The following is a 23,736-nucleotide window of genomic DNA, read 5'->3' as shown; positions in this document are numbered from 1 at the left end:
CCGCCGCGCATCAGCGCGTGCTGACCAGGTCGGCCTTGAACCAATAGACGTTGTACGGACCCCAGACAGACAGGGTGAAATAGATGGTGGCGCCGCCGTCGGTGCCGGAGATCGGCGACTGGTAAGGCGCGTAGAGGCCGGGCACGGCCTCCTGGGTGACGAGCGGAATCTCCGCACCCCACGGGCCCCACGGGTTGACGCCCTCGCGAATGCTCACGTCGGTGCTGCCACCGTTGCTGTACGTCATCAACCAGCGGGACAGATACGAGTTCCACACCACCGACAGCTCGCCGACGGTGTCCTGCACGATGGTGGTCGCCGCGGCCTCGTCGGCCGACCAGCGCGGGCGCCCATCGTCGTCCGTACCGGCGAAGTACCGGTACGCGCCCTGCTTCTCCACGTCGGCCTCGGCCACCTTCATCAGCCGTACGCCGCCGAACCGGCCGTGGGTGACCCCCCAGAAGTACAGGTCGCCGTCCCGGTTCACCACGCTGACCTGTACGAAGTTGCTGTCGCCGGACCACCTCGGGTGGTCCAGCTTGACCCAGGTCCGGCCCTGGTCCCTCGACCTGGCCAGGCCGGCGAAGTTGGTCTCCCACTCCCCCGGGTCGCCCCAGTGCCGGACCGACATGAAGGCCAGGTACATCGCGCCGTTGGCGGCGAAGCCGTACGTCGGGATCACCGTCATCTCGCGCTGGTCGATCTTCTCCGACGGCAGCACCTCCGCGGCCCCGCCCTGCTCGTCGAGGAGGTAGCCGTCCAGCCGGATGCCGTCGGTGGGGTCGGTGTCGGTGCTCCAGGCCATCGCGTTGGACCGCCAGCGGGTCCCGCCGCCGCCGGTCAGCCCCGGCTCACGCTCGCCGAAGGTGTCCCCGAAGACGAACCAGGTCCGGCCGTCGGCCTCGAACATCGAGCCGAGATCCTGCCCGGCCACGTCGAAGCGGTCGGTGTGGTTGATCGAGTCGGGGCCGGTCAGCTGCGCGACCTGCGCCACGTTGGCCACCGAGTTCAGCACGAAGGGTTCCACCGGCCGCGCGTCCCCTCCCGTACAGCCGGACGCGGCCACGACGGCCAGGGCCAGGACCGCAGACGACAGCGCCCACCGGCGGTGGCGGCGGCGAATCGTCGATGGTCCAGCCGTCATGTCGTCCAGCACTTCCCGTCCCGGAATTCGATTGCGTCGTAGTGAACACCATGTAATCGATTTCGTCAACAGGTCACGGGACTGGCCACCAAACCGGCCCCGGGCACAGGGATTAGGCCACGAAACCGATTACAACGGCCGTCTCCAGAATGGCGCCGGACCGCCTCGCCGGTGCCGTCCGGCCGCCTCGACAGCGGCTGCCTCGGCGGTGCCGTCCGATCGCCGGGACGACAGCCGGGACGACAGCCGGCGCGCCGGCCGGGACGACGGCCGCCCGTGGGCGCGACGGGTCCGGGGTCGGGCGAGACGCCGCCCGCTCTCTCTACCAGCGTCGTCGCGTCCCCGCCAGAAGCAGTTGCCGCGCCACGACGCCCGCACGATGATCAACTCGCCTTCGGCGAAGTTGGGGGGTAGGGGCGCCGGGACCCCCGACCGCTAGACCTTCACCCGGTCGAAGGCCCTGCCGAGGTAGCGCAGATGACCGGCGAAGGCGGCCAGGGCCAGCAGCACGCCGAGCGGGATCGCGGCAACGCCGGGGAGCCCGGCCACCGGGCCGAGCAGCAGTACGGCGGCCAACCCCAGCAGGATGGAGTTGATCGCGGCGATCAGGGCGGCGCTCGTGTAGAACATCTCCCACCGCCGCTTGGGGCCGGATGAACCGGTGACTCCCCAGGCGGCCCGCCCCGGATCCGCGACCACGGCGTCCGAGAAGAACTCGCTGCCCTTGGCGAGGTGCTCGTGGTAGTACGCCCGGATCCCCCGCAGCCGGACCAGGTCCTGGTAGTTCTCGATGCTGGTCTCCACCAGCCGGGCGAAGGTCAGCCAGCCGAGCACGATCAGGCTGGGCAGGGCGGCGCCGACGTACGGCGCGATCAGGCTGCTCCGGCCCGCGGCGAAGCCGAGTCCGATCAACGCGGCGGAGAGGGTGGACAGGAAGATGGTGGCCCGACCCACCGACTCGGTGATCGTGGCGCTGCGGCTGGTCTGCAACACGAAGTGTTCGGTGTTCAACGCCGTGAGCAGCGCCTGCTCACGCTCCTTGTCGTCCACCGCGCCCCGTCCCCCGTACTCCGGACGCCGGTCCCGCGATCGCGCCGGTGCCCCCGATGGGCTCACCATAGGGGCACCGGGAACCGGACCAACCCGTCTTCGGCGAAGTTGGGGGGTCCGGACCGCTGGAACGCGAGTCGGGGCCAGGGCGTGACGCAAGTGCTAGCCGTCGTACCGCGGCGCCTCGGCGCTGAGCAGGGCCGGCTTCGTGGCGACGGACCAGACCTCGGCCAGGACGTCGGCGACGGCGGCGGTGAGCCGGGGTACGTCCTCGCCGGCGCTCGCGTGCAGCGCCTCGGCGACGATCAGGACGCTGGAGGTCTCGGGGCGGATCGCCGAGAGGCCGCTCTGCCGGTTGGTCCAGCGGCGGGCGTGGGCGCGCCGGGCACCGTCGGCGAAGATCACCTCGCCCGGTTCGGGGTTCTCGGTCTCACCGGAGAAGGTCAGGTACGTCTCGTCGCCGGTGGCCGGGCGGACCTCCAGGAAGTCGGCGACGTTGGCCGTGTCGAAGACGGCGATGGGGATGGCGTACGCCATCGAGATCGCGTTGCAGACGTCGATCAGCGGGTGGATCCGCGGCAGCGATCGTTCCTTCTTGAAGCGGCGCAGCAGCGACTCCGAGGCGCAGCGGTACTGCGTCGGCTTGAGGCCCATCTTGCTGAAGGTGCGCCGCCAGGCCTGGATCTCCGGCAACTCGCCCTCGGACGAGCCGGCCAGCCGGGACGCCGCCACCTCGTAGTTGGCCGCGACCGGGCCGTCCACCGAGACCTGGCCGGTGATGCCGTCGGCGTGGAGGACGCCGGCGACCAACTCCGGGTGAGTGGACCAGATCTCCGGCGAGTGCACGAAATACATGGATTGCGCCTCTCATTGGTTGCGGTTGCCCGGACCGGCCCGGACCGGCACCGGAGCCTTCGCCGGGCCGGCGCCTAAGCCTTCGCCGGGCCGAGAGCTTCTAGGTGAGCGCGAGGCGCACCGCCAGGGCGATGAACGCCGCCGCGAAGGTGCGCCGCAGCCACGCCATGATCGAGGGACGGGACACGACGTGCTGGCGGATGGCGGAGGCGAACTTCCCGTACCCGATGAAGACGAGGAAGGTCAGCGCCATGAAGATCAGGCTCAGTCCCGACATCCGGAGCAGTGCGTTCGGCTCGTCGGGGTCGACGAACTGCGGCAGGAACGCGAAGAAGAAGATCGTCAGCTTCGGGTTGAGGATGTTGATGAGAATGCCGGTGGTGATCACCTTTCCGGCCGACTGCGGAGCGGTCCGCTCGTCGACGGTCAGCCCGCCCTTTTCCCGCAGCGTGTTCCAGGCCATGTACACCAGATAACCGACACCCAGGTACCGGAGGATCTGGAACGCGAGCGGGCTGGCTTGCAACAACGCGGCGAGACCGGTGATCGCCGCGAGCATGTGCGGAACAATGCCGAAGGTGCACCCGATCGCCGCGACGATGCTGGCCCGGGTGCCCCGGGAAAGCCCGGCGGCCATGGTGTAGATGACGCCGGTTCCCGGCGTCACCACGACGATGAGCGACGTCAGGAGAAAGGAAATGCTCACAGCGGTCCTCCGTGGACAGCGTCGACCCCCGGTGACGCCTCCCGCCACCACCGAAAGCTCACCCTACTCGCGCGAGGCGGATCGGGGTGGGCCACCCGGCCATGCCGGCCCGCGTGGGGCGGGCAACCTCGGTCCCGTTTGCGCATTGGATAGCATCACTCGGTGACGTGGCCCCCGGAGGCCGTTCTCTTCGACTTCTACGGCACCCTCTCCCGGCCGGTACGCGCGGCGTCCCGGCAACCGGTCGCGGACGCCCTGGGCTGCCCACTGGACCGGCTGACGGCGGCGCTGGCCGCGTCCTTCTACCAGCGCGCCGCGGGCCGATGCGGCGACGAGGTGGCGAGCCTGCGGTTCGTCGCCCGCCAGCTCGGCGCGGCGCTGGACGACGCGACGCTGCGCCGGGCGCTCGCGGCGCGGCGGGCGACGGAATGGGCGAACATGCGCCTGCGCCCCGAGGCGGTGCCGGTGCTGACGCGGCTGCGCCGGACCGGGCTGCGCATCGGGGTGGTGTCGGACTGCACGCACGAGCTGGCCGCCGCCTGGCCCCGGCTGGCGGTGGCTCCGCTGGTGGACGCGGCGGCGTTCTCGGTCGAGGTCGGGGCGTGCAAGCCGGATCCGCGGATCTATCTGGCCGCGGCCGAGGGGGTCGCGGTCCCGCCCGCCAACTGCCTCTACGTGGGTGACGGCGGCAGCGCGGAGCTGTCCGGCGCCCGCGCGCTGGGCATGACGGCGGTGCTGCTGAGCTGCCCCGACCTGGGAGAACACGTGACACACCGGCGGGAGGACGGCTGGGCCGGTCCGGTCGTCGATCGGCTGACCGAGGTGCCCGCGCTCTGCGCCAGGGGCTCCGCGCCGGGTCCTCGTCCCAGCTCGTGAGAAGCGAGATCCATCAATATGTCGGCCCCGTCGCGGCATGCCCTACAAAAATGGTGGGTAAAGATGGGAAACGGTGAGCAGTAGATCCGTAACCGTCGATCATGATCACGCAAGTCAATCGGGACGGTTGTCCGGTTTGACACCAAGGGGAACTCTGTAGCGATTCGATCAGATAGCGCGATCGCCTTTCGATGGGGTATCGAATTGAGGGAGTGCACACAACGGCACGTGTCCCGTAGGATTCCCCCCGATGGCTAACGAGATAACCCGGGGGAATCATGTGCCATCCGTTAACTAATGATTAACAAGCCAATCGCCGTACGGCGAGCCTCGGGGTAAAGACGCCCCGCCACCGAAGCGTTGCCCGGAACCACCCGGGATGCCTGACCGCGCCCAAATCGCGGCGAGACAGGCCCGGATCGCGGGTTACGAAGCTTTGTCGGTCGCGGCAGTGCCCGCTGCCCGACCTCAGCCGAACCATTCCACAATGGGAATGGGAATCGGCGCTCTGGTGTATCCGGATACGGGGAAGGAGTCGCGCGGATACGGCCGCCCGGATCGGGGCCCATAGGCAGTCCCAGGTCAGGCAATTCACCTGAGAGGGTGTTTGGCAGGGCCATGCCCTACTGCGCCGGACCAGGACGAGCCTTGCCGAACACCCTCCAAGACCGATGGATGGCAAAGATGAAACAGGTGCTCGACGGCAAATTGGAACAGTCGTGGCTACGCGATGTCGACCTGGCCTTCCTGGCCGAACGCGTCGGCACACCGGTGTTCGTCTACAGCGAGGAGCAGCTGCTCAGGAACATCGGCCGGATCCAGGACGCGGCGAAGGGCGCCGGCCTGGACGGTCGGGTCGAGCTGTACATCCCCTTCTTCCCCAACTCCAACCCGCACCTGCTCAAGGCCCTGCAACGCACCGACGTGGGTCTGCTGTTGCAGCTGCCGAGCGAGTACCGGATCCTGCGGGAGTTCGGCTTCGACCGGTTCATCATCTCCCCCGGGCACGTGTCGGACGAGGAGATCAGCTTCTGGGCGCGGACCGGGCACCCCACCTTCCTGGCCAGCCTGGATGAGATCGCCACCTCGCTGCGCAACGGCGCCACGGCGGTCAGCGCCCGCATCGACAGCCTCGACTCGGGCAAGCCGGGCATCAAGCTCAGCGAGCTGGCCGAACTGGCCCGGCTGATCGACGCGCACCAGGTCGAGCTGGAGTGCTTCGAGGTCTACTTCGGCAGCGGAAACTCGCGCGACGAGATGATCGGCGCCATCGAGACCCTGTTCCAGATCTTCAAGGAGCACTTCCCCACCGCCCGGTCGATCAACTTCGCCGGCGGCCAGGGCTTCGTGTACGAGAAGTGGGGCGAGCTGGAGAAGCACTTCGACTGGGCCGAGTACCTGCGGGCGATCCGGGAGATCGCCGACCGGATGGAGATCCCGGAGCAGGTCAAGTTCCTGTTCGAGCCGGCCCGGGACGTCCTGGCCGACACCGGCGCGCTGCTGCTGAGCGTGGAACGCAACGTCATCACGAACTCGGTCGGCAGCCTGGTGGTCACCGACGGCTCGCGGATGCTGATGCCCTCGGCACAGTTGCGCGACCGGCGGCACAACGTCGTCTTCCTGGACTCGGCGCTGCGCGAGATCCCGTCCGCCGGCGGGAAGACCGAGGCCGCGCTGCGCGGCCGGAGCATCCTGCGGCACGACTACATCCTGCCCGGCACCTACCCGGTGCCGCAGAGCGTCGACGCGAGCTGCCACCTGCTCATCCTCGACGTCGGGGCGTACTGCGCCACCCAGCACATGGAGTTCCTCAACATCCCCCCGGCCGCGGAGGTGCTGCTGGACGCCGTCGGCACGCCGCACCTGGTGACCAAGCGCGGCGACGACCTCGACAAGTGGCGGAACCTGCTGCCGGAAAAGGTGGAGCTGACCCGCTGACGCCCGTCGACCCGGCCGGCGCCGAGGCGCGTCGGCACCGGCCGGGCGGCCGGAGTCGATTCCCTGCACTGACGAGGAGAGATCCGTTGCAGTTGCTGAAGACCGACGACGCCACCCCCCAGCTGCCGAGCCTGGACCCGGCGGTGGACCCGTTCCAACTCTTCGCCGGCTGGCTCCGGGAGGCCGAGGACGCGGAGGTCAACGACGCCAACGCGATGGCGCTGGCGACCGTCGGGCCGGACGGCCTGCCGGACGTACGCATGGTGCTGCTCAAGGGCTTCGACCGGGACGGCTTCGTCTTCTACACCAACAGCGAGTCGCGCAAGGGCGGCCAGCTGGCCGGGAACATGCAGGCGGCCGGCGCGCTGCACTGGAAGAGCCTGCGCCGGCAGGTCCGGTTCCGGGGACCGGTCGAGTTCGCCACCGAGGCCGAGGCGGACGCCTACTTCGCATCGAGGGCCAGGGACAGCCGGATCGGCGCGTGGGCCAGCCGGCAGTCCCGCACGCTCGCCGACCGGAGTCTGCTGGAGGCGGCGGTGGCCCGGGAGACGGACCGCTTCGACGGCCGGGAGGTGCCGCGCCCGCCGCGCTGGAAGGGCTACCGGGTACGGCCGCTCTACCTGGAGTTCTGGGTCGACCGCCCGTTCCGGCTGCACCACCGGCTGGTCTACCGCCGCGACGGGGTCCGGGACGACTGGCAGACCGAGCTGCTCCAGCCCTGAGCACCGCCGCCGGCACCGCCCTCGACCCGCACGGCGCGGCCGATCAGCAAAGACCAACCGGAGGAGAACAGATGAATCCCGTACCGGAGCCGACCGACCGGCCGGACCCGGCGGAGGGCCTCGCGGCCGTACGGCGGGCCATCGCCGACGCCTGCGCGCGGGCCGGCCGGGAGCCCGGCTCGGTGAGCCTGGTCGCCGCGTCGAAGACCGTGCCGGTCGACGGCCTGGAGCTGGCCGTCGCGGCCGGTCAGTCGGTGTTCGGGGAGAACCGCGTGCAGGAGGCCAGGACGAAGTGGCCGCAACTGCGCGCCCGCTTCCCCGAGCTGGAGCTGCACCTGATCGGGCCGTTGCAGTCCAACAAGGCCCGGGACGCGGTGGCGCTCTTCGACGTGATCCAGTCGGTCGACCGGGAGAGCCTCGCCGCGGCGCTGTCCCGGGAGTGCGCCCGGCAGGGCCGACGGCCGAGGATTCTCGTGCAGGTCAACACGGGCGCGGAGCCGCAGAAGGCGGGGGTGTCGCCGGAGGAGGCCGACGCGCTCATCACCGCCTGTCGCCGCACCCACGACCTCGACGTGCTGGGCGTCATGTGCATCCCGCCGGTGGCGCAGTCGCCGGTGCCGCACTACGCCACGCTCGCGAAGGTCGCCGCCCGCAACGGCCTCGCCGTGCTGTCGATGGGCATGAGCGGCGACTTCACCCAGGCGATCGAGCACGGCGCCACCCACGTACGGGTCGGCAGCGCGATATTCGGGGCGAGGAACATCCGGTGAGCCGGGAGCCCGGGTTCGACATCCTCTTCGAGCCGGTCCGGATCGGGCCGGTGACGGCGAAGAACCGCTTCTTCCAGGTGCCGCACTGCAACGGGATGGGCCGCGCCTACCCGAGTGCGATGGCGGCGATGCGCGCGGTCAAGGCCGAGGGCGGCTGGGCGGTGGTCAGCACCGAACAGTGCGACATCCACCACTCCGGCAACCACCCGCGAGAACTGCGCCTCTGGGACGAGCAGGACATCCCCACCCTGGCCCGGGCGACCGACTCCATCCACCAGCACGGGGCGCTCGCCGCGATCGAGCTGGCGCACAACGGCTTCCACGTCAGCAACCTGGAGAGCCGGGTCGTCCCGCTCGCCCCGAGCCTGACCGTCACCCGGGGCATCTTCCCGGTGACCGCCCGCGCCATGGACCGGGAGGACATCCGGGCTCTGCGGCGCTGGCACCGCACGGCCGCGGTCAACGCCCGCCGCGCCGGCTTCGACATCATCTACGTGTACGCCGGTCACGACATGACGCTGCCGATCCACTTCCTGTCGCGCCGGCACAACCGCCGGACCGACGAGTACGGCGGCAGCCTCGTCAACCGCGCCCGGCTGCTCCGCGAACTCGTGGAGGACACCAAGGAGGCGGTCGGCGACACCTGTGCGGTGGCGATCCGGTTCGGGGTGGACGGCCTGCGCCACGGGGACGTGGACGAGGGACGCGAGGTCGTCGAACTGCTCGCCGAGCTTCCCGACCTCTGGGACGTCAATCTCAGCAACTTCGACGTGGACGGCGCCACCTCCCGGTTCCGGGACGAGGGCCACCAGGCGGAGTTCGTCAGGTTCGTCAAGACCGTCACCACGAAACCGGTGGTCGGGGTGGGCCGGTTCACCACGCCGGACACGATGGTGGCGATGGTCCGCGGCGGCACCCTGGACCTGATCGGCGCGGCCCGGCCGTCGATCGCCGACCCGTTCCTCCCGCGCAAGGTGGCCGAGGGCCGCTTCGAGGACATCCGCGAGTGCATCGGCTGCAACATCTGCGTCGCCGGCGACCGGTCCGGTGTGCCGATGCGCTGCACCCAGAACCCGAGCATGGGCGAGGAGTGGCGGCGCGGCTGGCATCCGGAACACATCCCGCCGCGGGACACCGCGGACAGCATCCTGGTGGTCGGCGGCGGGCCGGCGGGCCTGGAGGCCGCCCGCGCCCTCGGCCAGCGCGGCTACCCGGTCATCCTGGCCGACCGCCGGACCGACCTCGGCGGGCGGGTCGGCCGGGAATGCCGGCTGCCCGGACTGGGCACCTGGGCGCGGGTCCGGGACTGGCGGCTGAGCCAGCTCAAGCGGATGTCCAACGTCCAACTCCTGCCGGCCAACGAGATCGACGCGGACCTGGTGCTGGAGTCCGAGTGTTCGCTGATCGCGGTCGCCACCGGGGCGACCTGGCGGGCCGACGGGGTGGGCCGCCACCACCGCGACCCGCTGGCCGGGCTGGACCGGATGCCGGTCTTCACCCCGGAGGACATCATGGACGGCCGGCTGCCCACCGGCCGGGTCGTTGTCTTCGACGACGACCACTACTACCTGGCCGGCGTCCTCGCGCAGCACCTGGTGGCCCGCGGTTGCCAGGTCACCTTCGTCACGCCCGAGCCGGTGGTGTCGGCCTACACCCAGTACACCGCCGAGCAGCGGCAGACCCAGCGGCAGATCCTCGAAGCGTGCGCGGCCGTGCACCTGTCCAGCGCACCGGTCCGGATCGAACCGGACGCGGTGCACGTGGCCTGCGTCTACACCGGACGCGAGACGGCGCTGCCGGCCGATGCGGTGCTGCTGGTCACCGGGATGGTCCCGCAGGACGGGCTCTACCGCGAGCTGCGCGCCCGGGACGAGGGCGCGCTGCGGGCCGCCGGCATCCGGCGGGTCGCCCGGCTCGGCGACTGCCTGGGGCCGGGGATCATCGCCGCGGCCGTGCACAGCGGGCACCTCTTCGCCCGCACCCTGGACACGGCGCTGACCGACGAGACGCCCTACCGGCGCGAGAACGTGGAACTCCGGTGGGATCTCGCACCGGACGCCGATTCGGCGTGGCCGGCCGATCCGCGCCCGACGTACAGCCAACCGGCACCGGCGGCCGACCGGCCGTCGGAGGTGAGCAGAAGGTGAGGGGTGAGTCATGGCGGCGTTCAGGTCGCTGATCGGCAAGGTGGCCGCCGGGCAGGTCCTGACCCAGCAGGAGATGGCGCAGGCCGTCGACCTGATGGTCTCCGGCGCGGCGACCCCGGCGCAGATGGGGGCGCTGCTGATGGGGCTCCGGATGCGCGGCGAGACCGTACCGGAGATCATCGGCGCGGTCACCACCATGCGGGCCCGGATGCGGCGGGTCCCGGTGCCCCCGGACGCCATGGACGTGGTGGGCACCGGCGGCGACTCGTCCGGTTCGTACAACATCTCCACCTGCGCCGCGTTCGTGGTGGCCGGCGCCGGCGTGCCGGTCGCCAAGCACGGCAACCGGGCACTCTCCTCCCGCTGCGGCGCCGCCGACGTGCTTACCGAACTCGGCGTACGGATCGACCTGGACCCGGACGCCGTCGCGGCCTGCGTGGCGGAGGCCGGCATCGGCTTCATGTTCGCCCCGGCCTTCCACCCGGCCCTCAGACAGGTCGGCCCGACCCGGGTCGAACTCGGGGTCCGGACCATCTTCAACCTGCTCGGCCCGCTGCTGAATCCCGCCGGGGTGACCCGGCACCTGGTCGGCGTCTACGCGGCCGAGTGGACCGAACCGATCGCGCGGGCACTGGGCGAACTCGGCTCGCAGCGCGCGCTGGTGGTGCACGGTTCCGACGGGCTCGACGAGATCACCACGACCGGGCCGACCACCGTCGCCTCGCTCCGGGACGGCACGGTCACCACGTACCAGATCTCCCCCGCCGACGTCGGGCTGGCCCAGGTCGCCCCGGCGGCGCTGAGGGGCGGCGACGCGGCCGGCAACGCCACGGCGCTGCGCGCGGTGCTGCGCGGCGAGCCCGGACCGTACCGGGACGTGGTGCTCTTCAACGCCGCGGCGGCCCTGCTGGCCGGCGGTAGGGTGGACGACCTGGCGGGTGGGCTGACGCTCGCCGCGAAGTCCGTCGACTCGGGCCAGGCCGAGGAACGTCTCGCCCAGCTCGTCGCCGTCTCGAACGCCGCAAACCCGAGCACCTGAGGAGCAGCAGATGACGGACCTGCTTGGCCGGATCGAGGCGTACAAGCGCGAGGAGATCGCCGCGGCGAAGCGCGACTGCCCGCCGGAGCGGCTCGCGGCGCAGGCCGCCGCCGCGCCGCCGCCGCGCGGTTTCCTCGCCGCCATCGAGGAGCGGCTGCGGCAGGGCGACTTCGCCCTGATCGCCGAGATCAAGAAGGCGAGCCCGTCCAAGGGGCTGATCCGGGCCGACTTCGACCCGCCGGCGCACGCCCGCGCCTACGCGGCGGGCGGGGCCACCTGCCTGTCGGTGCTGACCGACGCCCCGTCCTTCCAGGGCAGCCCCGAGCACCTCATCGCGGCCCGCGCCGCGACCAGCCTGCCGGCGCTGCGCAAGGACTTCATGTTCGACCCGTACCAGATCGTCCAGGCCCGGGCGTACGGTGCGGACTGCATCCTGATCATCCTGGCCGCGGTGGACGACGCGACCGCCAAGGACCTTGAGGACACCGCGCTCGACCTCGGCATGGACGTACTGCTGGAGGTGCACGACGAGGCGGAACTGGACCGGGCGCTGGGGCTGCGCTCGCGGCTGCTGGGAATCAACAACCGCAACCTGAAGACCTTCGAGACCACGCTGACCACCAGCGAGTCGCTCGCGCCGAAGGTGCCCGCGGACCGGGTACTGGTCGGCGAGAGCGGCATCGGCGGTCCGGCGGACCTGGCCCGGCTGGCCCAGGTCGGCATCGCCACGTTCCTCGTGGGCGAGAGCCTGATCAGGTCACCCGACGTGGAGCTGGCCACCCGCACCCTGCTCGCCCGCGCCGGCTGAACCGGCAAGCGGGCCCGGTTGGCCCGCGGACGGCCCGGGTTATCCGGCGGACGCCATGGGCGGGCCGGGTTCGCCCGCGGACGGGCCGGCGGCGGCGACGCCGGCGAGGAAGTCCCGGATCAGGCCGTGGTCCTTCACCCCACGGCGGGACTCCACGCCGCTGGACACGTCGACGCCCCACGGCCGGGCCGCGGTGATCGCCTCCGCCACGTTCGCCGGCGCCAGGCCGCCGGCCAGCAGCCAGCGCCCGCGCGGCCGTACGCCGTCGAGCACCGCGAGGTCCCAGCGGTGCCCGGACCCGGCCACCCGCGAGTCCAGCAGCAGCATCTCCTCGCCGTACGCGCCGGTGCTCAGGTCGGTGTCCGGCTCGACGGCGGTGGCCCGGATCAGCCGTACCGGCAGCCCGGCGAAGGCGTCGAAGGCCGAGCGGGGGTACCGCCCGTGCAGCTGTACCGCCGCGACGCCGGTGGCCAGCGCCAACCGCTTCGCCTCGGCCACCGGTACGCCGCCGAGAACCGCGACCGTGAGCACCGGCTCCGGGGTCGCGGCCACCAGCGCGCGGACCACGTCCGGGTCGACCTGCCGAGGGCTCTCGGACAGCACGAACCCGACGGCGTCGGCGCCCGCCTCGGCCGCGCAGGCCACATCCGCCTCGGTACGCAGACCGCACACCTTCACGTACATCCGGTCTCCCAGGGAAGCGGCCAGGGCACCCGTACCCTATCGCCCGCCGATCATCGACGGGTTGACCCTGACATCCCCGAGGGCGCGGCGGATGAGCGGCCTACCATCGGGGCATGGCCCTGACCGCGGAGGACGTCGACCGGTTCGAGGGCTTCCGGCCGCGTCTGGAGGCCATCGCCTACCGCATGCTCGGCTCCGCGGCCGAGGCCGAGGACGCCGTGCAGGAGACGTTCCTGCGCTGGCAGGCCACCGACGTCGGCCGCATCGAGGTACCCGAGGCCTGGCTGACGAAGGTCCTCACCAACCTCTGCCGCAACCAGCTCACCTCCGCCCGGGCGCGCCGCGAGACCTACGTCGGCCAGTGGCTTCCCGAGCCGCTGCTGGCCGGCGACCCGATGCTCGGCCCGGCCGACACCGTCGAACAGCGCGAGTCCGTCTCGTACGCGGTCCTCACCCTGATGGAGCGGCTGTCCCCCAACGAGCGGGCGGTGTACGTGCTGCGGGAGGCGTTCGACTACCCGCACGCGGAGATCGCGGACATCCTGGACATCAGTCGGGCCGCCAGCCAGCAGCTCCTGCACCGCGCCCGGCAGCACCTGGCGGACGGCAGGGCGCGCGTCGAGATCGACGCGACAGCGACCCGGCGGGTCGTCGAGGAGTTCCTGTCGGCCGCCGCCAGCGGCCGGATCGAGCCACTCGTACGCCTGCTCACGCAGGACGCCACCTCGGTCGGCGACGGTGGCGGCAAGGTGCCGGCCCGGGCCAAGCCGTTCAGCGGCGCGCTCGCGGTCGCGAAGTTCCTGCGCGGGCTGTTCAAGCCCACCCAGATCAAGCGCGCCATCGTGGGCGGTACGCCCGAGGTCTACGCCACCACCGCGAACGGCGAACCTGCGGTGGTGGTCGTGGTGGACGGCCGGATCATCGGCATCATGTGCCTGGAGATCACGGCCGGGGGCATCGCGGCGCTGCGCAACCAGGTCAACCCCGACAAGCTCGACCGCGCCAGCGCCCGCTGGGCGACCGGCGACCACGGAAAGCCGCTGCTCCTCGCCGACTGAACGCCGGGTGAGGCGCCTCACATGCCGCCTGCGTCAGAAAACGGCGGGCCATCCGGTTCAACCGGCATACCCGAGCAGGACAGGAGCACGGAGATGTCGCACCGGATCATCGTCCTCGGCGCCGGATACGCCGGAGCCGTCGCCGCCGGCCGCCTCGCGAAGCGGCTCGACCGCGAGGACGTCAGCATCACCCTCGTCAACACCGAGCCCGACTTCGTCGAACGGGTCCGCATGCACCAGGTGGCCACCGGCCAGGATCTCAAGCCCCGGCCGTTCCCCGAGATGTTCGCAGGCACCGGCGTAGAGCTGCGAGTGGCCACGGTCACCGCCGTCGACGTCGAACGCCGCTACGTCGAGGTCGTCGACCGGGCCGGCACCGCGGAGCTTTCCTACGACACCCTCGTCTACGCCCTCGGCAGCGGCTGGACCGACCAGGGCGTACCGGGGGCCGCCGAGCACGCGTACCAGATCGCCAGCCGGCCCGGGGCGCTCCGGCTGCGGGAGCGGCTGGCCCGGCTCGACCCCGGCCAGACCGTACTGGTGGTCGGCGGCGGTCTCACCGGCCTGGAGGCCGCGACCGAGTTCGCCGAGGCCCGCCCGGACCTGCGCGTCGCGCTCGCGGTCCGCGGCGGCCTCGGCGACTGGCTCTCGACCCGCGCCCGCGCGCACCTGCGGACGGTCTTCGACCGGCTCGGAATCACCGTGCACGAGCACACCACCGTCACCGGCGTCGACGCCGACCGGGTCAGCACCGCAGGCGGGGCGACCATCCCGGCCGCGGTCACGGTCTGGACCACCGGCTTCGCGGTCCACCCCGTCGCGGCGGCGACCGCCCTGGAAACCGCCGGCACCGGCCAGATCGTCGTCGACCGGACCATGCGCTCGGTCTCGCACCCGGACGTGTACGCCATCGGCGACGCGGCCTGGGCGACGGGTCCCGGGAACAAGCCGCTGCGGATGTCCTGCGCGTCGGGAGTCCCGTCCGCCTGGCAGGCCGCCGACGCGATCGCGGCACGGTTGACCGGCGGGAAGGTGCCGGACGTACCGATCCGGTATGTCAACCAGTGCATCTCGCTGGGCCGGCGGGACGGCCTGATCCAGTACGTCACGGCCGACGACCGGGCCGTGCGGGCGGTGCTGACCGGCCGGCTCGCCGCCGGCTACAAGGAGCTGATCTGCAAGGGCGCCGCCTGGGCCGTCGGCAACCCGCTGCTGGGGCTGCCGGCCCGGCACCGCAGGCTCGCCCGGCAGCCGGCCGTGGCGCCCGCGACCGACCACAGCGGCGCCGGTCGGCGGCCGTGACGGCCCGCCTCGGGGTGTCACCGTTCGGTCGTGGCGGTGAACCAGTCCTTGCGGGTGCTCCTGTCCAGTTGCGTGACTCGGAGCCCGGCCGCGCGGCAGGCGTCGGCGAACTCCGCCGGCTCGTAGTAGGTGAACCAGCGGGCGGCCGGGAACTCCTCGGTGGCGCGCCAGCCGTCCTGGCCGCCGTACTTCATGCTGATCAACGCGCGGCCGCCCGGAACGAGGGCACGCCGGACGCCCGCGAGCGCCGCGGCGGTGTAGGGCTTGGGCAGGTGCAGCAGTACGCCGCTGGCGATGATGCCGGCGAAGCAGCCGGATCGGAACGGCAGGGCGACGGCGTCGCAGCAGACGGCGGCGGGTCTGCCCAGACGGGCCGCCGCGACGCAGAGCAGTTCGGGTGTGGCGTCGGCGATGACGACGGTCCTGCCGGCCGCGGCGGTCAGCTGCGCGTCGCGGCCGGCCCCGCAGCCGAGGTCCAGGACGGGACCGTCCGGCAGCGTGTCGAGGAATGTCTTGAGTTCCTGTTCAAGGCCGGGAAACCTGTCGTAGCCGGCGGTCATCGCGGTGTACCGCTCCGCCAGGGAGGCGTAGGACCTGCGAACCCGGGCGGTTCCGGGCCAGCCGCTGCTCACGGGGTCACGGTGCCGGGGACGGCGGCACCGGTGACGAGGCCGCTGACGTCGGTTGCCTGGTGTTTCCAGGCGACACCGGGCAGGGCGTGCCGGCTGCCGTCGCGGCCGGTGAGGGTCACCCCGGCCGCGGGTTCGGTGGCCCGGCCGATGACGTCGAACGTCAAGCCGTGCCCGGCGAACGCGTTCCGGCATGCGTCGAGTCTGTCGGGGGGCACGGTGAAGGCTAGCTGGAAGTCCGCGGAGGCGCTCATCGCGAGGGTGATGTCGTCGGCCCCGATGAGCTTGGCGACCGCGCTGACGGCGGGGTGGACGGCGATGTCGTCCTCGGCGATGTCGAACCCGACCCCGCTGGCGGTGGCGAGTTGTTCGATGGTGGCCTTGAGCCCGTCGGAGGTGTCCTGGCACGCGGTCGCGTAGCCGCCGGTGGACAGCAGGCGCCCTTCGGCCACCCGGGCGCGTGGCTGGCGCCAGCCGGCGAGGAGGTCCTGTTCCAGGGCGTCGGGAAGGTTCCAGCCGTTGGCGGTGCGCCGGGGGAAGTAGGCGACCGCGGCGCCCAGGACGCCGCACGGGCCGGTGACGCAGAGGTGGTCGCCGGGTTCGGCGCCGCGTCGGGTGAGGGCGGTGCCGGTGCGGCAGATGCCGAAGGCCGATGCGCAGAGCACGATGCGTTCGGCGTTGCCGATGTCGCCGCCGACGTTGAACGTGCCGAAGTCGGCGCAGGCGCGGTCGATGCCGGCCATGATGTCGAGGAACGCGTCGTCGTCGAGATCGTGGGGGTAGCGGACGACGGTGAGGACCCCGATCGGCGCGGCGCCCATCGCGGCGACGTCGCTGACGTTCGCGGCCACGACGTAGTACCCGATGTCGAAGTTCGTCAGCAGGCCCTGCTCGTAGAGGGTGAACTTCGGGCCGCGCACGTAGTCGGATCCCGCGACGAGGGTGACCGGGCCGTCGAGGTCGTAGATCGCACAGTCGTCCCTCGCGTCGGCGCCGGCGGTCAGGGTCGCGTACGGGCCGTGGCTGTCGCCGAGGACGGATCCGGACTGGCCGGTGAGGAAGGCCCCGACGAGCTTCGCGACCCGGGTCGGCTCGTCGGAGTAGGTGGCGGCTTCGGAGGGCACTGGAGGTCTCCCAGGTGGTGAAGGACGGCTCGCACCGTGGCGGACGGCGGCAGGAATGTGGTGTCCAGGACGAGGCCGTGCGGCTGGTGGCCGATGTGTTCGCGGGTGACGTCGTCGAGCCCGGTGGCCGGTCCGACAGTCACCGCCCGGTCCGGACGAAGCCGGAACTGGGCGTACCGCCGGTGCCGCCGGACCGCCTCGGCGGCGGTGAGGAACACGTGGCAGTCCGCGTCCGCCATGATCGTTGTGGCGCAGTCCCGTCCGACGGCGACCACCCGCGGATGGTCGCTCATGATCATGCGATGCTGCTCGGTGATGGCGCGGCGCCATGCCGGCTCGGCGGCGACGAGCCGCAGTTGCTCTTCCACTTCCGCTGACCAGAGGGCATCGGTGATGTCCTCCCCGTGGTAAACGATGGCGGGGAGTGCGGGTCGTGCCCCCGGTGCCACCGGCTCGTGACGCAGCACCGTGAACAATCGCCCGCCGGGCGGCACCGGGCCGCGCAGCGCCGCAAAGGCCACGGCACGGTAGGTCAGCCCGGTGTCGAGCACACGCATGCCCAGCCGCGACGCGAGCGCGACCGCGAGGGTGGTCTTGCCGCTCGCGCTCGGGCCGTCCACGGAGATCCGCAAGCCGTGTCCCATTCGGGAAACCCCTCTGCCGCGGCGGGGCGGCATCGATGCGGGCGACGGGGCGCCACCACGTGCTACCTGAACGCGGCCGAGGCCGGCGCACCGGCTCCTGGCATGAGCCGCCGGCGCCAGTCCCGGGTTGCGACCATCGTCGCTCGCAGGAAGTCCTTGCGGATCACCACCGACCAGTCCCACTCGGGATCGGTCATGCCGAGCATGATGCCCACGACAGAGCGCAGGTACTGGCTGCGGATGCGACGCTCGGCGTCGAACAGGACGTGGGAGTTGCCGTCGCAACAGTAGTAGTAGGGCCGATCGGCCGCCGCGAACCGCCGCAACGCGGTGAAGTCGGGAAGTTCGACGCCCGTCAGCCCGTCGCGCGCCATCGCTGCCGTGGCGCGCGACCCGTCGACGGGAAGCAGGTGCCAGTGGGCATGGGTGATGCACGCCGACGGTATCGCCGAAGAAGATCCATGTTCCAGAATGGTCATCTGCCCGAACGTCGCCACGTACAGCGGGCGCAGGGCGGACACGAGAAGTCGGACGCGCTCAAGGTGCGGGGCGTCGAGATGGCCGAAACTGAGGTGGTGCACCTCGGGCAGCAGTAGCAGGTGCCCCACGGTCAGCGGCGACAGGTCGGCGATGAGCCGAAAACCCGCGACGGACGCGATCTCCCGGCTGGGCGGCTCGCCCCGGTACGTCGCCGCGAAGGTGCTGACGCCACCGGGGCGCATTTCATCACACAGCTCGGCGCCGTCGCAGGTTGACATAACAGCCACGCCTACCTCCGCATAGGACGGTGAAGCGCACGACTCCACCGTAGCATCGCTATCCGGCGGAACCATTTGTCACGCGCGCATCTTTCCCCCTTGTCGATAAGTTCTACCGTTTATCGCATGCGGCCCCTCACGGCAAAGATCGCCGATCGCGCGATCATGCTGGCGGCGACCTGTGTCATGGTCGCACAGCAGTATTCCGTTCCCTCGGCCTCGTTCTGGAATACCGCCATAGGCGGCCGCGGCTACATCATTGCCATCCTGGTGACCATCATCGCGACCTTCGGCGCGCTCACGCCGGCTCAGATCTGGTCGGAGCGTTCCCGCATGGCCCGACGCACCGCCGTCCGCCACCAGATCCTCAACCACTTCGGTCGGCTGCTGGCCATCGCCTCACGGGTGGACCCCAAGCCACCCCCCTCCGACCTCGGCCTGCACGTGTGGCGCATCGCCTGGGCGCTACGCCGCCCGCATCGCCGGCTGGTTCGCATCGCCACGTACCGGTTGGGCAGCACACCGACGACCCGGGCCTTCGAACCGGGTCGGGGCGTCGGCGTCGTGGGCCTGTGCTGGAAACGCAACGAGGAGGTGGCCGTTGACGTCGAGCAGCTCGCGGAGCGGCTGACCACGCCGGCCAAATTTGCTGCCCACATCGAGTCCGACGGCCCCGACGCCGTCATGAACCTCGCCTGGCCGGAGTTCGTGCGGGTACGCCATCGCGGCGCCGTCTTCGCCAGCCCGGTCCGGAACGGGCGGGGCCAGTTCATCGGCTGCGTCAGCGTGGACGTCAGTTCCGGATTCGCCGCACTGGCCAAGGACGAGCTGTGGCACGAGGTCAACTCGCTGTGCATGCTGCTGGGGGACGACGGCATGCTGCACGTCTGAGCGGACGACCCAGCCGCACGGTGCGGGCGGGCCGGCTACCGGAGCACGCGGTCGCGCCCGCCGATGGCCTCGCTCGTCGCGGCCTGCCAGGCGTCAGGATCGCAGTTGGGAAGGATCTGCCGGATGCCGCCGGCCGGGTTCTCGACATCGCCGAAGCTGCGCGGTATCACGTGGATGTGTAGATGATCGATGCTGCGACCCGCCGCGCGACCTTCGTTGACGCCGATGGTGTATCCCTCCGGCCGCAACCGCAGGGACAGGTCGGCGCGCACCGCCAGAATCAGCGAGAAGGCGTCGTGAAGCTCCGCGGCCGTCAGATCGAAGAACGACTCGACGTGGCGCTTCGGAACGATCTCGGTATGTCCTTCCGAGGCGGGGAAGTTGTCCAGCCGGGCAAAACAGGTCGCGTTCCGGTGCGAGATCCGATTCAGTCGCGGGTCTTCCTGTCGACAGAACAGGCAGTCCGGCAACGGATCGGCAGGAGCACTCGCCTCAGCGCCTTCTGGTCCCACGCAGCCCCCCACCACCAACCGCTTGCGCCCACCGGGCGCAGGGTGTCGTGCGACGTCTGACGGCGCCATCATACAAGGTCGACATCGGCCAGCGGGATAGCCGAGCGATACTACGGAGATCAATGTCTGCAATGCACCATGATTGCGAAAACGACTCGATCGACGCGATTCGACTCGCGTTTCGCGAGCGGCGACAAGACCCGGGCCGGCCGCGGCCGCGTTGCGGTCCGGCCGGCCCGCTACGCCGCCGTGATCCCACCGTCGACCGGCTCACCGTCCTCGAAGAGGCCGCCGGTGGGTCCGTCGCCGGGCAGCATGGCGGCCCAGGCCACCCAGCGTGCGCTCTCGACCGTCGGCCGCCCGTCGTTGTCGTCGCCGAGCTCAGGGTGGCTCGCGAACCGTCCGGGGTCGACGGAGTTGACCAGGATCCCGGCTCCGCGCAGCTCCACGGCCAGCGAGGTGGTCAGGGTCTCGGCGGTGTACTTGGCCATCGAGTACGCCGGTGCACCGACGGGACGGGGTAGCGCGGCGCCGGCGCGCACCTGCATCGCGGCGCCGCTGGACACGGTGACGACCCGGGCCGCCGGGGCCGCCTCCAGCAGCGGCAGACAGGCCCGGGTGAGCGCCCACGGACCAAACACGGTCACCTCGAACGCGGCACGGACGGCGTCCGTATCGGCGTCCAACAGGCGGAAGGTGTCCCAGTCGGGCATCAGCGCGGCGTTGTGGACCAGCGCGTCGAGCCGGCCGAAGTCGGCGGCCAGCCGCGCCGCGACCGCCGCGATGGTGGCAGGATCACTCAGGTCAAGATGTACGGCGGTGGCCGCGAAGCCCTCGGCGGACAACTCCTGGGCCCGCAGGCCGGTCTGCTCCGGGTCCCGGCCGGCCAGCACGGCGTGGAAGCCGTGTGTCGCAAGCTCGCGGGCGACGGCGAACCCGAGCCCGAAGGGGCGGCTGGCCCCGGTGACGAGGGCGACCCGCCCGGTGGCCTGGTCGTCAACGCTGGGAACGGACATGGAAGATCCTCTCCTGGTACGGATGGCACTGCCGCAGCGCGTGCTGTCGGCCGCACGTTGTCGGCGACGACACGGGCGCCGCTTCCGCGACAATTCTGATCATGTCGGCCGCCTCCCCGTGACCCGGGTAGCCGGTGCGGCCTCGATCTCAGCCATCGGGGGCGTCACACGAGCTTGACCAACGCCCCCGGCGGACCGCCCGTGAGACGGCTGTGAGATATCACGGCAGCGGAGCGGGCTGGGCGCGCAGCCTCCCCGCTCCGCAGCTTCGGGAGTTGCTTAGCGGACGGCGGCTGGCCGTGAGCGGAGGCGGCGCGCTGAGCCTGGTCGACTACGCCGAGGAGATCGTGCGCTCCGGATTCCCCGCCATCCGTCAACTGCCGCCGCGCGCTCGCAGGGCACAGCTCGACGGCTACCTGAACCGTATCGTCGAACGAGACTTCCCCGAGCAGGGCCACCTGGTACGCCGCCCCGACACCCTGCGCGGATGGCTGGCCGCGTACGCAGCCGCGACGGCAACCACCAGTTCCTACAACGCCATCCTGGACGCGGCCACCCCGGGCGAGACCAACAAGCCCGCCAAGACGACAACGACCGTGTACCGCGACGTGCTGTCGCAACTGTGGCTGCTCGATCCCGTGCCCGGCTGGCTGCCCAGCCGCAGCGCCTTCAGCAGACTCGGCGCCGCACCGAAACATCACCTCGCCGACCCGGCTCTCGCCGCCCGACTCCTCGGTGTGGACGTACCCGCCCTGCTCGACGATTCAGCACCGGACACACCCGTCCGCCGGCCCGGTCACCTGCTGGGCGCCTTGTTCGAGTCGCTGGTGACGCTCAGCGTTCGGGTCTACGCGCAGGCAGCTGAAGCCACGGTTCATCACCTACGTACCTGGGACAGTCGACACGAGGTGGATCTCATCATCCAGCGCGCCGATCAACGAATCGTGGCGCTCGAGGTCAAGCTGTCTCCGTCGGTGAGCGATGACGACGTCCGTCACCTCACCTGGCTGCGTGGACAACTCGGCGACGATCTACTCGATGCGGCGGTCATCACCACCGGGTCCGAGGCGTACCGCCGCGCTGACGGAATCGCGGCGATCCCGCTCTGCTTGCTCGAACCCTGACAACCAGCGCATGCCACCTTCCAGCCCGGCGACGCCGACCTTGCGCATCTGACGACACAGGCCGGCACCCGGGTACCACACTGTTTGCGCCCCACCACATTCCGGGTCTGTCAAGTTAACGGCTGATCTTGGTTGTTGAGGTGGTCAGTTGTTGACGGGGGTGAGCCGGCCTTCGAAGGCGATCTGGAAGGCGTTCAGGGGTGCCTTCCAGCGCATGGTCCAGCGCCGGCGGCCGGCGCCGGTGGGGTCGAGGCTCATCAAGGCCATGTAGACGCACTTCAAGACGGCTTGCTCGTTCGGGAAGTGCCAACGAGCTCGCACGGCCTTGCGGATACGGGCGTTGACCGACTCGATCGCGTTTGTGCTGCAGATGACCTTGCGGATCTCCACGTCGAAGGCGAGGAACGGCACGAACTCGGCCCAGGCGTTCTCCCACAGCTTCACGATCGCTGGATACTTCTTGCCCCAGGCGTCGGCGAACTCCAGGAACCGCTCGGTTGCGGCGTCTTCGGTCGGCGCGGTGTAGACCGGCCGCAGCGCTTTGGCGATCTTGTCCCAGTCCTGCCGCGCGGCGTAGCGGAACGAGTTGCGCAGCAGATGCACCACGCACGTCTGCACGATCGTGCGCGGCCACACCGTCTCCACCGCCTCGGGCAGGCCCTTGAGCCCGTCACAGACCAGCATCAGCACGTCGGCGACGCCGCGGTTCTTCAACTCGGTCAGCACGTGCAGCCAGTGCTCGGCGCCCTCACCGCCGTCACCGGCCCAGATACCGAGGATGTCCCGGTGTCCGTCGACGGTGACCGCCATCGCCAGGTAGATCGGCCGGTTCGCGACCCGCCCGTCCCTGATCTTGACGTTGATGGCGTCGATGAACACGACCGGATACACCCGGTCCAGAGGCCGGTTCTGCCACTCCACCATGCCGTCCATGACCTTGTCGGTGATGGTGGAGATGGTCTGCTTGGACACCTCGGCCCCGTACACCTCGGCCAGATGCGCGGCGATCTCGCCGTGGGTCAGGCCCTTGGCCGACAACGACAGGACCATGTCGTCGACGCCGGTCAGGCGCCACTGCCGCTTACGCACGATCTGCGGTTCGAACGTGCCCGCCGCGTCACGTGGAACCCGAACCTCGACCGGCCCGACATCGGCGAGCACGGTCTTGGTCCGGCTGCCGTTACGGGTGTTCCCGCTGCCCCGACCGGCCGGGTCGTGCTTGTCGTAGCCGACGTGATCGGTAATCTCGCCGTCCAGCGCCGATTCGAGGACCCGCTTGGTCAACTGCTGCAGCAGCCCACCCTCACCGGTCAGCTTCAGCCCGTCACCACGAGCCCGATCGACCAGCACCGCGATCAACTGCTCATCCGTGACCGCACCCACCGACCCAGTGGCCGGCTCTCCCACGCAGGTAGCGGACGCCGACAACGCTCTGGGCCGGCGGGGTGTCGGCGCCGCTCAACAGCACCGACGGCCGCAGGTGCGCCAGCGTGCGCAGCAGCTCGGTACCGATGCAGCCGCTGCCGCCGGTCACCAGCACCCGCCGGCCCCGGATCGCCGCCTCTGCCTCCTGCTCGGGCACCGGGATGCCACGCTCCTGTACGGACAGATAGCGGTCCAGTTCGGCGTGGCTGTCCGGCTGTGCCGCCATCAGCTGCCCGGTCAGCCGACGCAGTCGGTCGAGTTCCTCTCCAGTGGGCCTCCACCCGGGCGGTGCGACGTGCGTCATCCGGCACAGCGTGTCCTGCACACTCGGCATGGTCATCCTCCCCGTTGCGGCCCGTCGCTGCCGACATCGCGACCGGGCGGCCCGCGAAAAACGCATACGATCGCCATGTTCACCTATCATGACGAGGTGGTGAACTTTGCAGTTAATTGACATCGATTTTGCCCAGGCCGGACCGAAGAATAGACGTGTAAGGACCGAATAACATTGCTG

General features: G+C 70.8%; 24 protein-coding genes. 11 read left to right on the top strand and 13 right to left on the bottom strand.

Features of this window, described 5'->3' with window-relative positions; translation table 11 throughout:
• Positions 1-10: 10 nt before the first annotated feature.
• The 4 genes from CIK06_RS05590 to CIK06_RS05575 all read right to left on the bottom strand — a co-directional run bounded on the left by CIK06_RS05590 (position 11) and on the right by CIK06_RS05575 (position 3,755).
• Positions 11-1,027 carry a DUF4185 domain-containing protein gene (locus CIK06_RS05590; protein ID WP_232534027.1) on the bottom strand — a complete coding sequence of 339 codons (1,017 nt, stop codon included), beginning with the start codon at positions 1,025-1,027 and terminating at the stop codon, positions 11-13.
• 552 nt (positions 1,028-1,579) lie between these two features.
• Positions 1,580-2,194, bottom strand: coding sequence for a hypothetical protein (locus tag CIK06_RS05585; protein ID WP_095563923.1), 615 nt, complete (start codon positions 2,192-2,194; stop codon positions 1,580-1,582).
• Between the two features lie 162 nt (positions 2,195-2,356).
• Entirely contained in the window at positions 2,357-3,049 is a 693-nt protein-coding gene (locus tag CIK06_RS05580; RefSeq protein WP_095563922.1) for a B3/4 domain-containing protein, read from the bottom strand.
• A gap of 100 nt (positions 3,050-3,149) precedes the next feature.
• Positions 3,150-3,755 carry a LysE family translocator gene (locus CIK06_RS05575; RefSeq protein WP_095563921.1) on the bottom strand — a complete coding sequence of 202 codons (606 nt, stop codon included), beginning with the start codon at positions 3,753-3,755 and terminating at the stop codon, positions 3,150-3,152.
• A 162-nt stretch (positions 3,756-3,917) separates the two neighbouring features.
• Between CIK06_RS05575 and CIK06_RS05570 the strand changes: the two genes are divergently transcribed.
• From CIK06_RS05570 to trpC, 7 genes are all read left to right on the top strand, one after another.
• Complete coding sequence (locus CIK06_RS05570) at positions 3,918-4,631, top strand: HAD family hydrolase (protein WP_095563920.1); 714 nt, start codon at positions 3,918-3,920, stop codon at positions 4,629-4,631.
• 684 nt (positions 4,632-5,315) lie between these two features.
• A complete protein-coding gene (locus tag CIK06_RS05565; protein ID WP_198348112.1) occupies positions 5,316-6,569 on the top strand; it encodes a hypothetical protein in 1,254 nt (417 codons plus the stop codon).
• A gap of 86 nt (positions 6,570-6,655) precedes the next feature.
• Positions 6,656-7,291, top strand: coding sequence for a pyridoxamine 5'-phosphate oxidase (gene pdxH, locus CIK06_RS05560; RefSeq protein ID WP_198348111.1), 636 nt, complete (start codon positions 6,656-6,658; stop codon positions 7,289-7,291).
• A gap of 71 nt (positions 7,292-7,362) precedes the next feature.
• Positions 7,363-8,061, top strand: coding sequence for a YggS family pyridoxal phosphate-dependent enzyme (locus CIK06_RS05555; RefSeq protein WP_095563918.1), 699 nt, complete (start codon positions 7,363-7,365; stop codon positions 8,059-8,061).
• A complete protein-coding gene (locus CIK06_RS05550) occupies positions 8,058-10,208 on the top strand; it encodes an NAD(P)-binding protein (protein ID WP_198348110.1) in 2,151 nt (716 codons plus the stop codon). Before CIK06_RS05555 ends, CIK06_RS05550 begins: the two co-directional genes overlap by 4 nt.
• Before the next feature lie 10 nt (positions 10,209-10,218).
• Positions 10,219-11,247 carry an anthranilate phosphoribosyltransferase gene (trpD, locus tag CIK06_RS05545; protein WP_095563917.1) on the top strand — a complete coding sequence of 343 codons (1,029 nt, stop codon included), beginning with the start codon at positions 10,219-10,221 and terminating at the stop codon, positions 11,245-11,247.
• Between the two features lie 10 nt (positions 11,248-11,257).
• Complete coding sequence (gene trpC / locus CIK06_RS05540; RefSeq protein ID WP_095563916.1) at positions 11,258-12,055, top strand: indole-3-glycerol phosphate synthase TrpC; 798 nt, start codon at positions 11,258-11,260, stop codon at positions 12,053-12,055.
• A 39-nt stretch (positions 12,056-12,094) separates the two neighbouring features.
• Here trpC and CIK06_RS05535 read toward each other — a convergent pair whose 3' ends face one another.
• Positions 12,095-12,739, bottom strand: a complete 645-nt coding sequence (locus tag CIK06_RS05535; RefSeq protein ID WP_095563915.1) for a phosphoribosylanthranilate isomerase — start codon at positions 12,737-12,739, stop codon at positions 12,095-12,097.
• 113 nt (positions 12,740-12,852) lie between these two features.
• On the opposite strand from CIK06_RS05535, the gene CIK06_RS05530 reads away from it, so the two are divergent.
• The gene (locus CIK06_RS05530) at positions 12,853-13,797 is read left to right on the top strand and encodes an RNA polymerase sigma-70 factor (protein WP_095563914.1); all 945 of its coding nucleotides are present in this window, start codon (positions 12,853-12,855) and stop codon (positions 13,795-13,797) included.
• A 93-nt stretch (positions 13,798-13,890) separates the two neighbouring features.
• Positions 13,891-15,099 (top strand): NAD(P)/FAD-dependent oxidoreductase, encoded by a 1,209-nt coding sequence (locus tag CIK06_RS05525; RefSeq protein ID WP_095563913.1) that lies wholly within the window; start codon positions 13,891-13,893, stop codon positions 15,097-15,099.
• Between the two features lie 17 nt (positions 15,100-15,116).
• On the opposite strand, the gene CIK06_RS05520 is transcribed toward CIK06_RS05525, so the two are convergent.
• From CIK06_RS05520 to CIK06_RS05505, 4 genes are all read right to left on the bottom strand, one after another.
• Positions 15,117-15,731, bottom strand: coding sequence for a bifunctional 2-polyprenyl-6-hydroxyphenol methylase/3-demethylubiquinol 3-O-methyltransferase UbiG (locus CIK06_RS05520; protein ID WP_095563912.1), 615 nt, complete (start codon positions 15,729-15,731; stop codon positions 15,117-15,119).
• The gene (thiL, locus tag CIK06_RS05515) at positions 15,728-16,696 is read right to left on the bottom strand and encodes a thiamine-phosphate kinase (protein WP_232534249.1); all 969 of its coding nucleotides are present in this window, start codon (positions 16,694-16,696) and stop codon (positions 15,728-15,730) included. Before thiL ends, CIK06_RS05520 begins: the two co-directional genes overlap by 4 nt.
• A gap of 32 nt (positions 16,697-16,728) precedes the next feature.
• The gene (locus CIK06_RS30595; protein WP_232534026.1) at positions 16,729-17,484 is read right to left on the bottom strand and encodes a d(CMP) kinase; all 756 of its coding nucleotides are present in this window, start codon (positions 17,482-17,484) and stop codon (positions 16,729-16,731) included.
• Between the two features lie 74 nt (positions 17,485-17,558).
• Positions 17,559-18,254: a hypothetical protein gene (locus tag CIK06_RS05505; RefSeq protein WP_095563910.1), complete on the bottom strand. Its 696-nt coding sequence runs from the start codon at positions 18,252-18,254 to the stop codon at positions 17,559-17,561.
• 126 nt (positions 18,255-18,380) lie between these two features.
• Between CIK06_RS05505 and CIK06_RS05500 the strand changes: the two genes are divergently transcribed.
• Positions 18,381-19,145: a hypothetical protein gene (locus CIK06_RS05500; RefSeq protein ID WP_095563909.1), complete on the top strand. Its 765-nt coding sequence runs from the start codon at positions 18,381-18,383 to the stop codon at positions 19,143-19,145.
• A 35-nt stretch (positions 19,146-19,180) separates the two neighbouring features.
• Here the strand turns inward: CIK06_RS05500 and CIK06_RS05495 are convergent, their stop codons facing one another.
• Complete coding sequence (locus CIK06_RS05495) at positions 19,181-19,657, bottom strand: HIT family protein (RefSeq protein WP_198348109.1); 477 nt, start codon at positions 19,655-19,657, stop codon at positions 19,181-19,183.
• Positions 19,658-19,896: 239 nt separating this feature from the next.
• Positions 19,897-20,673: an SDR family NAD(P)-dependent oxidoreductase gene (locus CIK06_RS05490; RefSeq protein ID WP_095563908.1), complete on the bottom strand. Its 777-nt coding sequence runs from the start codon at positions 20,671-20,673 to the stop codon at positions 19,897-19,899.
• A 299-nt stretch (positions 20,674-20,972) separates the two neighbouring features.
• On the opposite strand from CIK06_RS05490, the gene CIK06_RS05485 reads away from it, so the two are divergent.
• Positions 20,973-21,797, top strand: coding sequence for an ATP-binding protein (locus tag CIK06_RS05485; protein WP_198348108.1), 825 nt, complete (start codon positions 20,973-20,975; stop codon positions 21,795-21,797).
• 144 nt (positions 21,798-21,941) lie between these two features.
• On the opposite strand, the gene CIK06_RS05480 is transcribed toward CIK06_RS05485, so the two are convergent.
• Both CIK06_RS05480 and CIK06_RS05475 read right to left on the bottom strand, forming a co-directional pair.
• Positions 21,942-23,204: an IS256 family transposase gene (locus CIK06_RS05480; protein WP_095563906.1), complete on the bottom strand. Its 1,263-nt coding sequence runs from the start codon at positions 23,202-23,204 to the stop codon at positions 21,942-21,944.
• Complete coding sequence (locus CIK06_RS05475; RefSeq protein WP_157756612.1) at positions 23,161-23,556, bottom strand: hypothetical protein; 396 nt, start codon at positions 23,554-23,556, stop codon at positions 23,161-23,163. The genes CIK06_RS05480 and CIK06_RS05475 overlap by 44 nt, the downstream gene beginning before the upstream one ends.
• Positions 23,557-23,736: the final 180 nt, after the last annotated feature.

It is taken from the genome of Plantactinospora sp. KBS50, from assembly GCF_002285795.1.
In the GTDB taxonomy this organism is placed as follows: Bacteria; Actinomycetota; Actinomycetes; order Mycobacteriales; family Micromonosporaceae; genus KBS50.
Note: the sequence above shows the minus strand (reverse complement) of the source record. Positions and strands in the feature narration are given on the sequence as shown.

Excerpts from the sequence above, each read along its gene's own strand:
- CIK06_RS05490 (WP_095563908.1), bottom strand. The coding sequence starts at position 20,673 with ATGTCCGTTCCCAGCGTTGACGACCAGGCCACCGGGCGGGTCGCCCTC.
- trpD (WP_095563917.1), top strand. The coding sequence starts at position 10,219 with ATGGCGGCGTTCAGGTCGCTGATCGGCAAGGTGGCCGCCGGGCAGGTC.
- CIK06_RS05530 (WP_095563914.1), top strand. The coding sequence starts at position 12,853 with ATGGCCCTGACCGCGGAGGACGTCGACCGGTTCGAGGGCTTCCGGCCG.
- trpC (WP_095563916.1), top strand. The coding sequence starts at position 11,258 with ATGACGGACCTGCTTGGCCGGATCGAGGCGTACAAGCGCGAGGAGATC.
- CIK06_RS05525 (WP_095563913.1), top strand. The coding sequence starts at position 13,891 with ATGTCGCACCGGATCATCGTCCTCGGCGCCGGATACGCCGGAGCCGTC.
- CIK06_RS05505 (WP_095563910.1), bottom strand. The coding sequence starts at position 18,254 with ATGTCAACCTGCGACGGCGCCGAGCTGTGTGATGAAATGCGCCCCGGT.
- CIK06_RS05565 (WP_198348112.1), top strand. The coding sequence starts at position 5,316 with ATGAAACAGGTGCTCGACGGCAAATTGGAACAGTCGTGGCTACGCGAT.
- CIK06_RS05535 (WP_095563915.1), bottom strand. The coding sequence starts at position 12,739 with ATGTACGTGAAGGTGTGCGGTCTGCGTACCGAGGCGGATGTGGCCTGC.
- CIK06_RS05500 (WP_095563909.1), top strand. The coding sequence starts at position 18,381 with ATGCGGCCCCTCACGGCAAAGATCGCCGATCGCGCGATCATGCTGGCG.
- CIK06_RS05555 (WP_095563918.1), top strand. The coding sequence starts at position 7,363 with ATGAATCCCGTACCGGAGCCGACCGACCGGCCGGACCCGGCGGAGGGC.
- CIK06_RS05580 (WP_095563922.1), bottom strand. The coding sequence starts at position 3,049 with ATGTATTTCGTGCACTCGCCGGAGATCTGGTCCACTCACCCGGAGTTG.
- CIK06_RS05475 (WP_157756612.1), bottom strand. The coding sequence starts at position 23,556 with ATGCCGAGTGTGCAGGACACGCTGTGCCGGATGACGCACGTCGCACCG.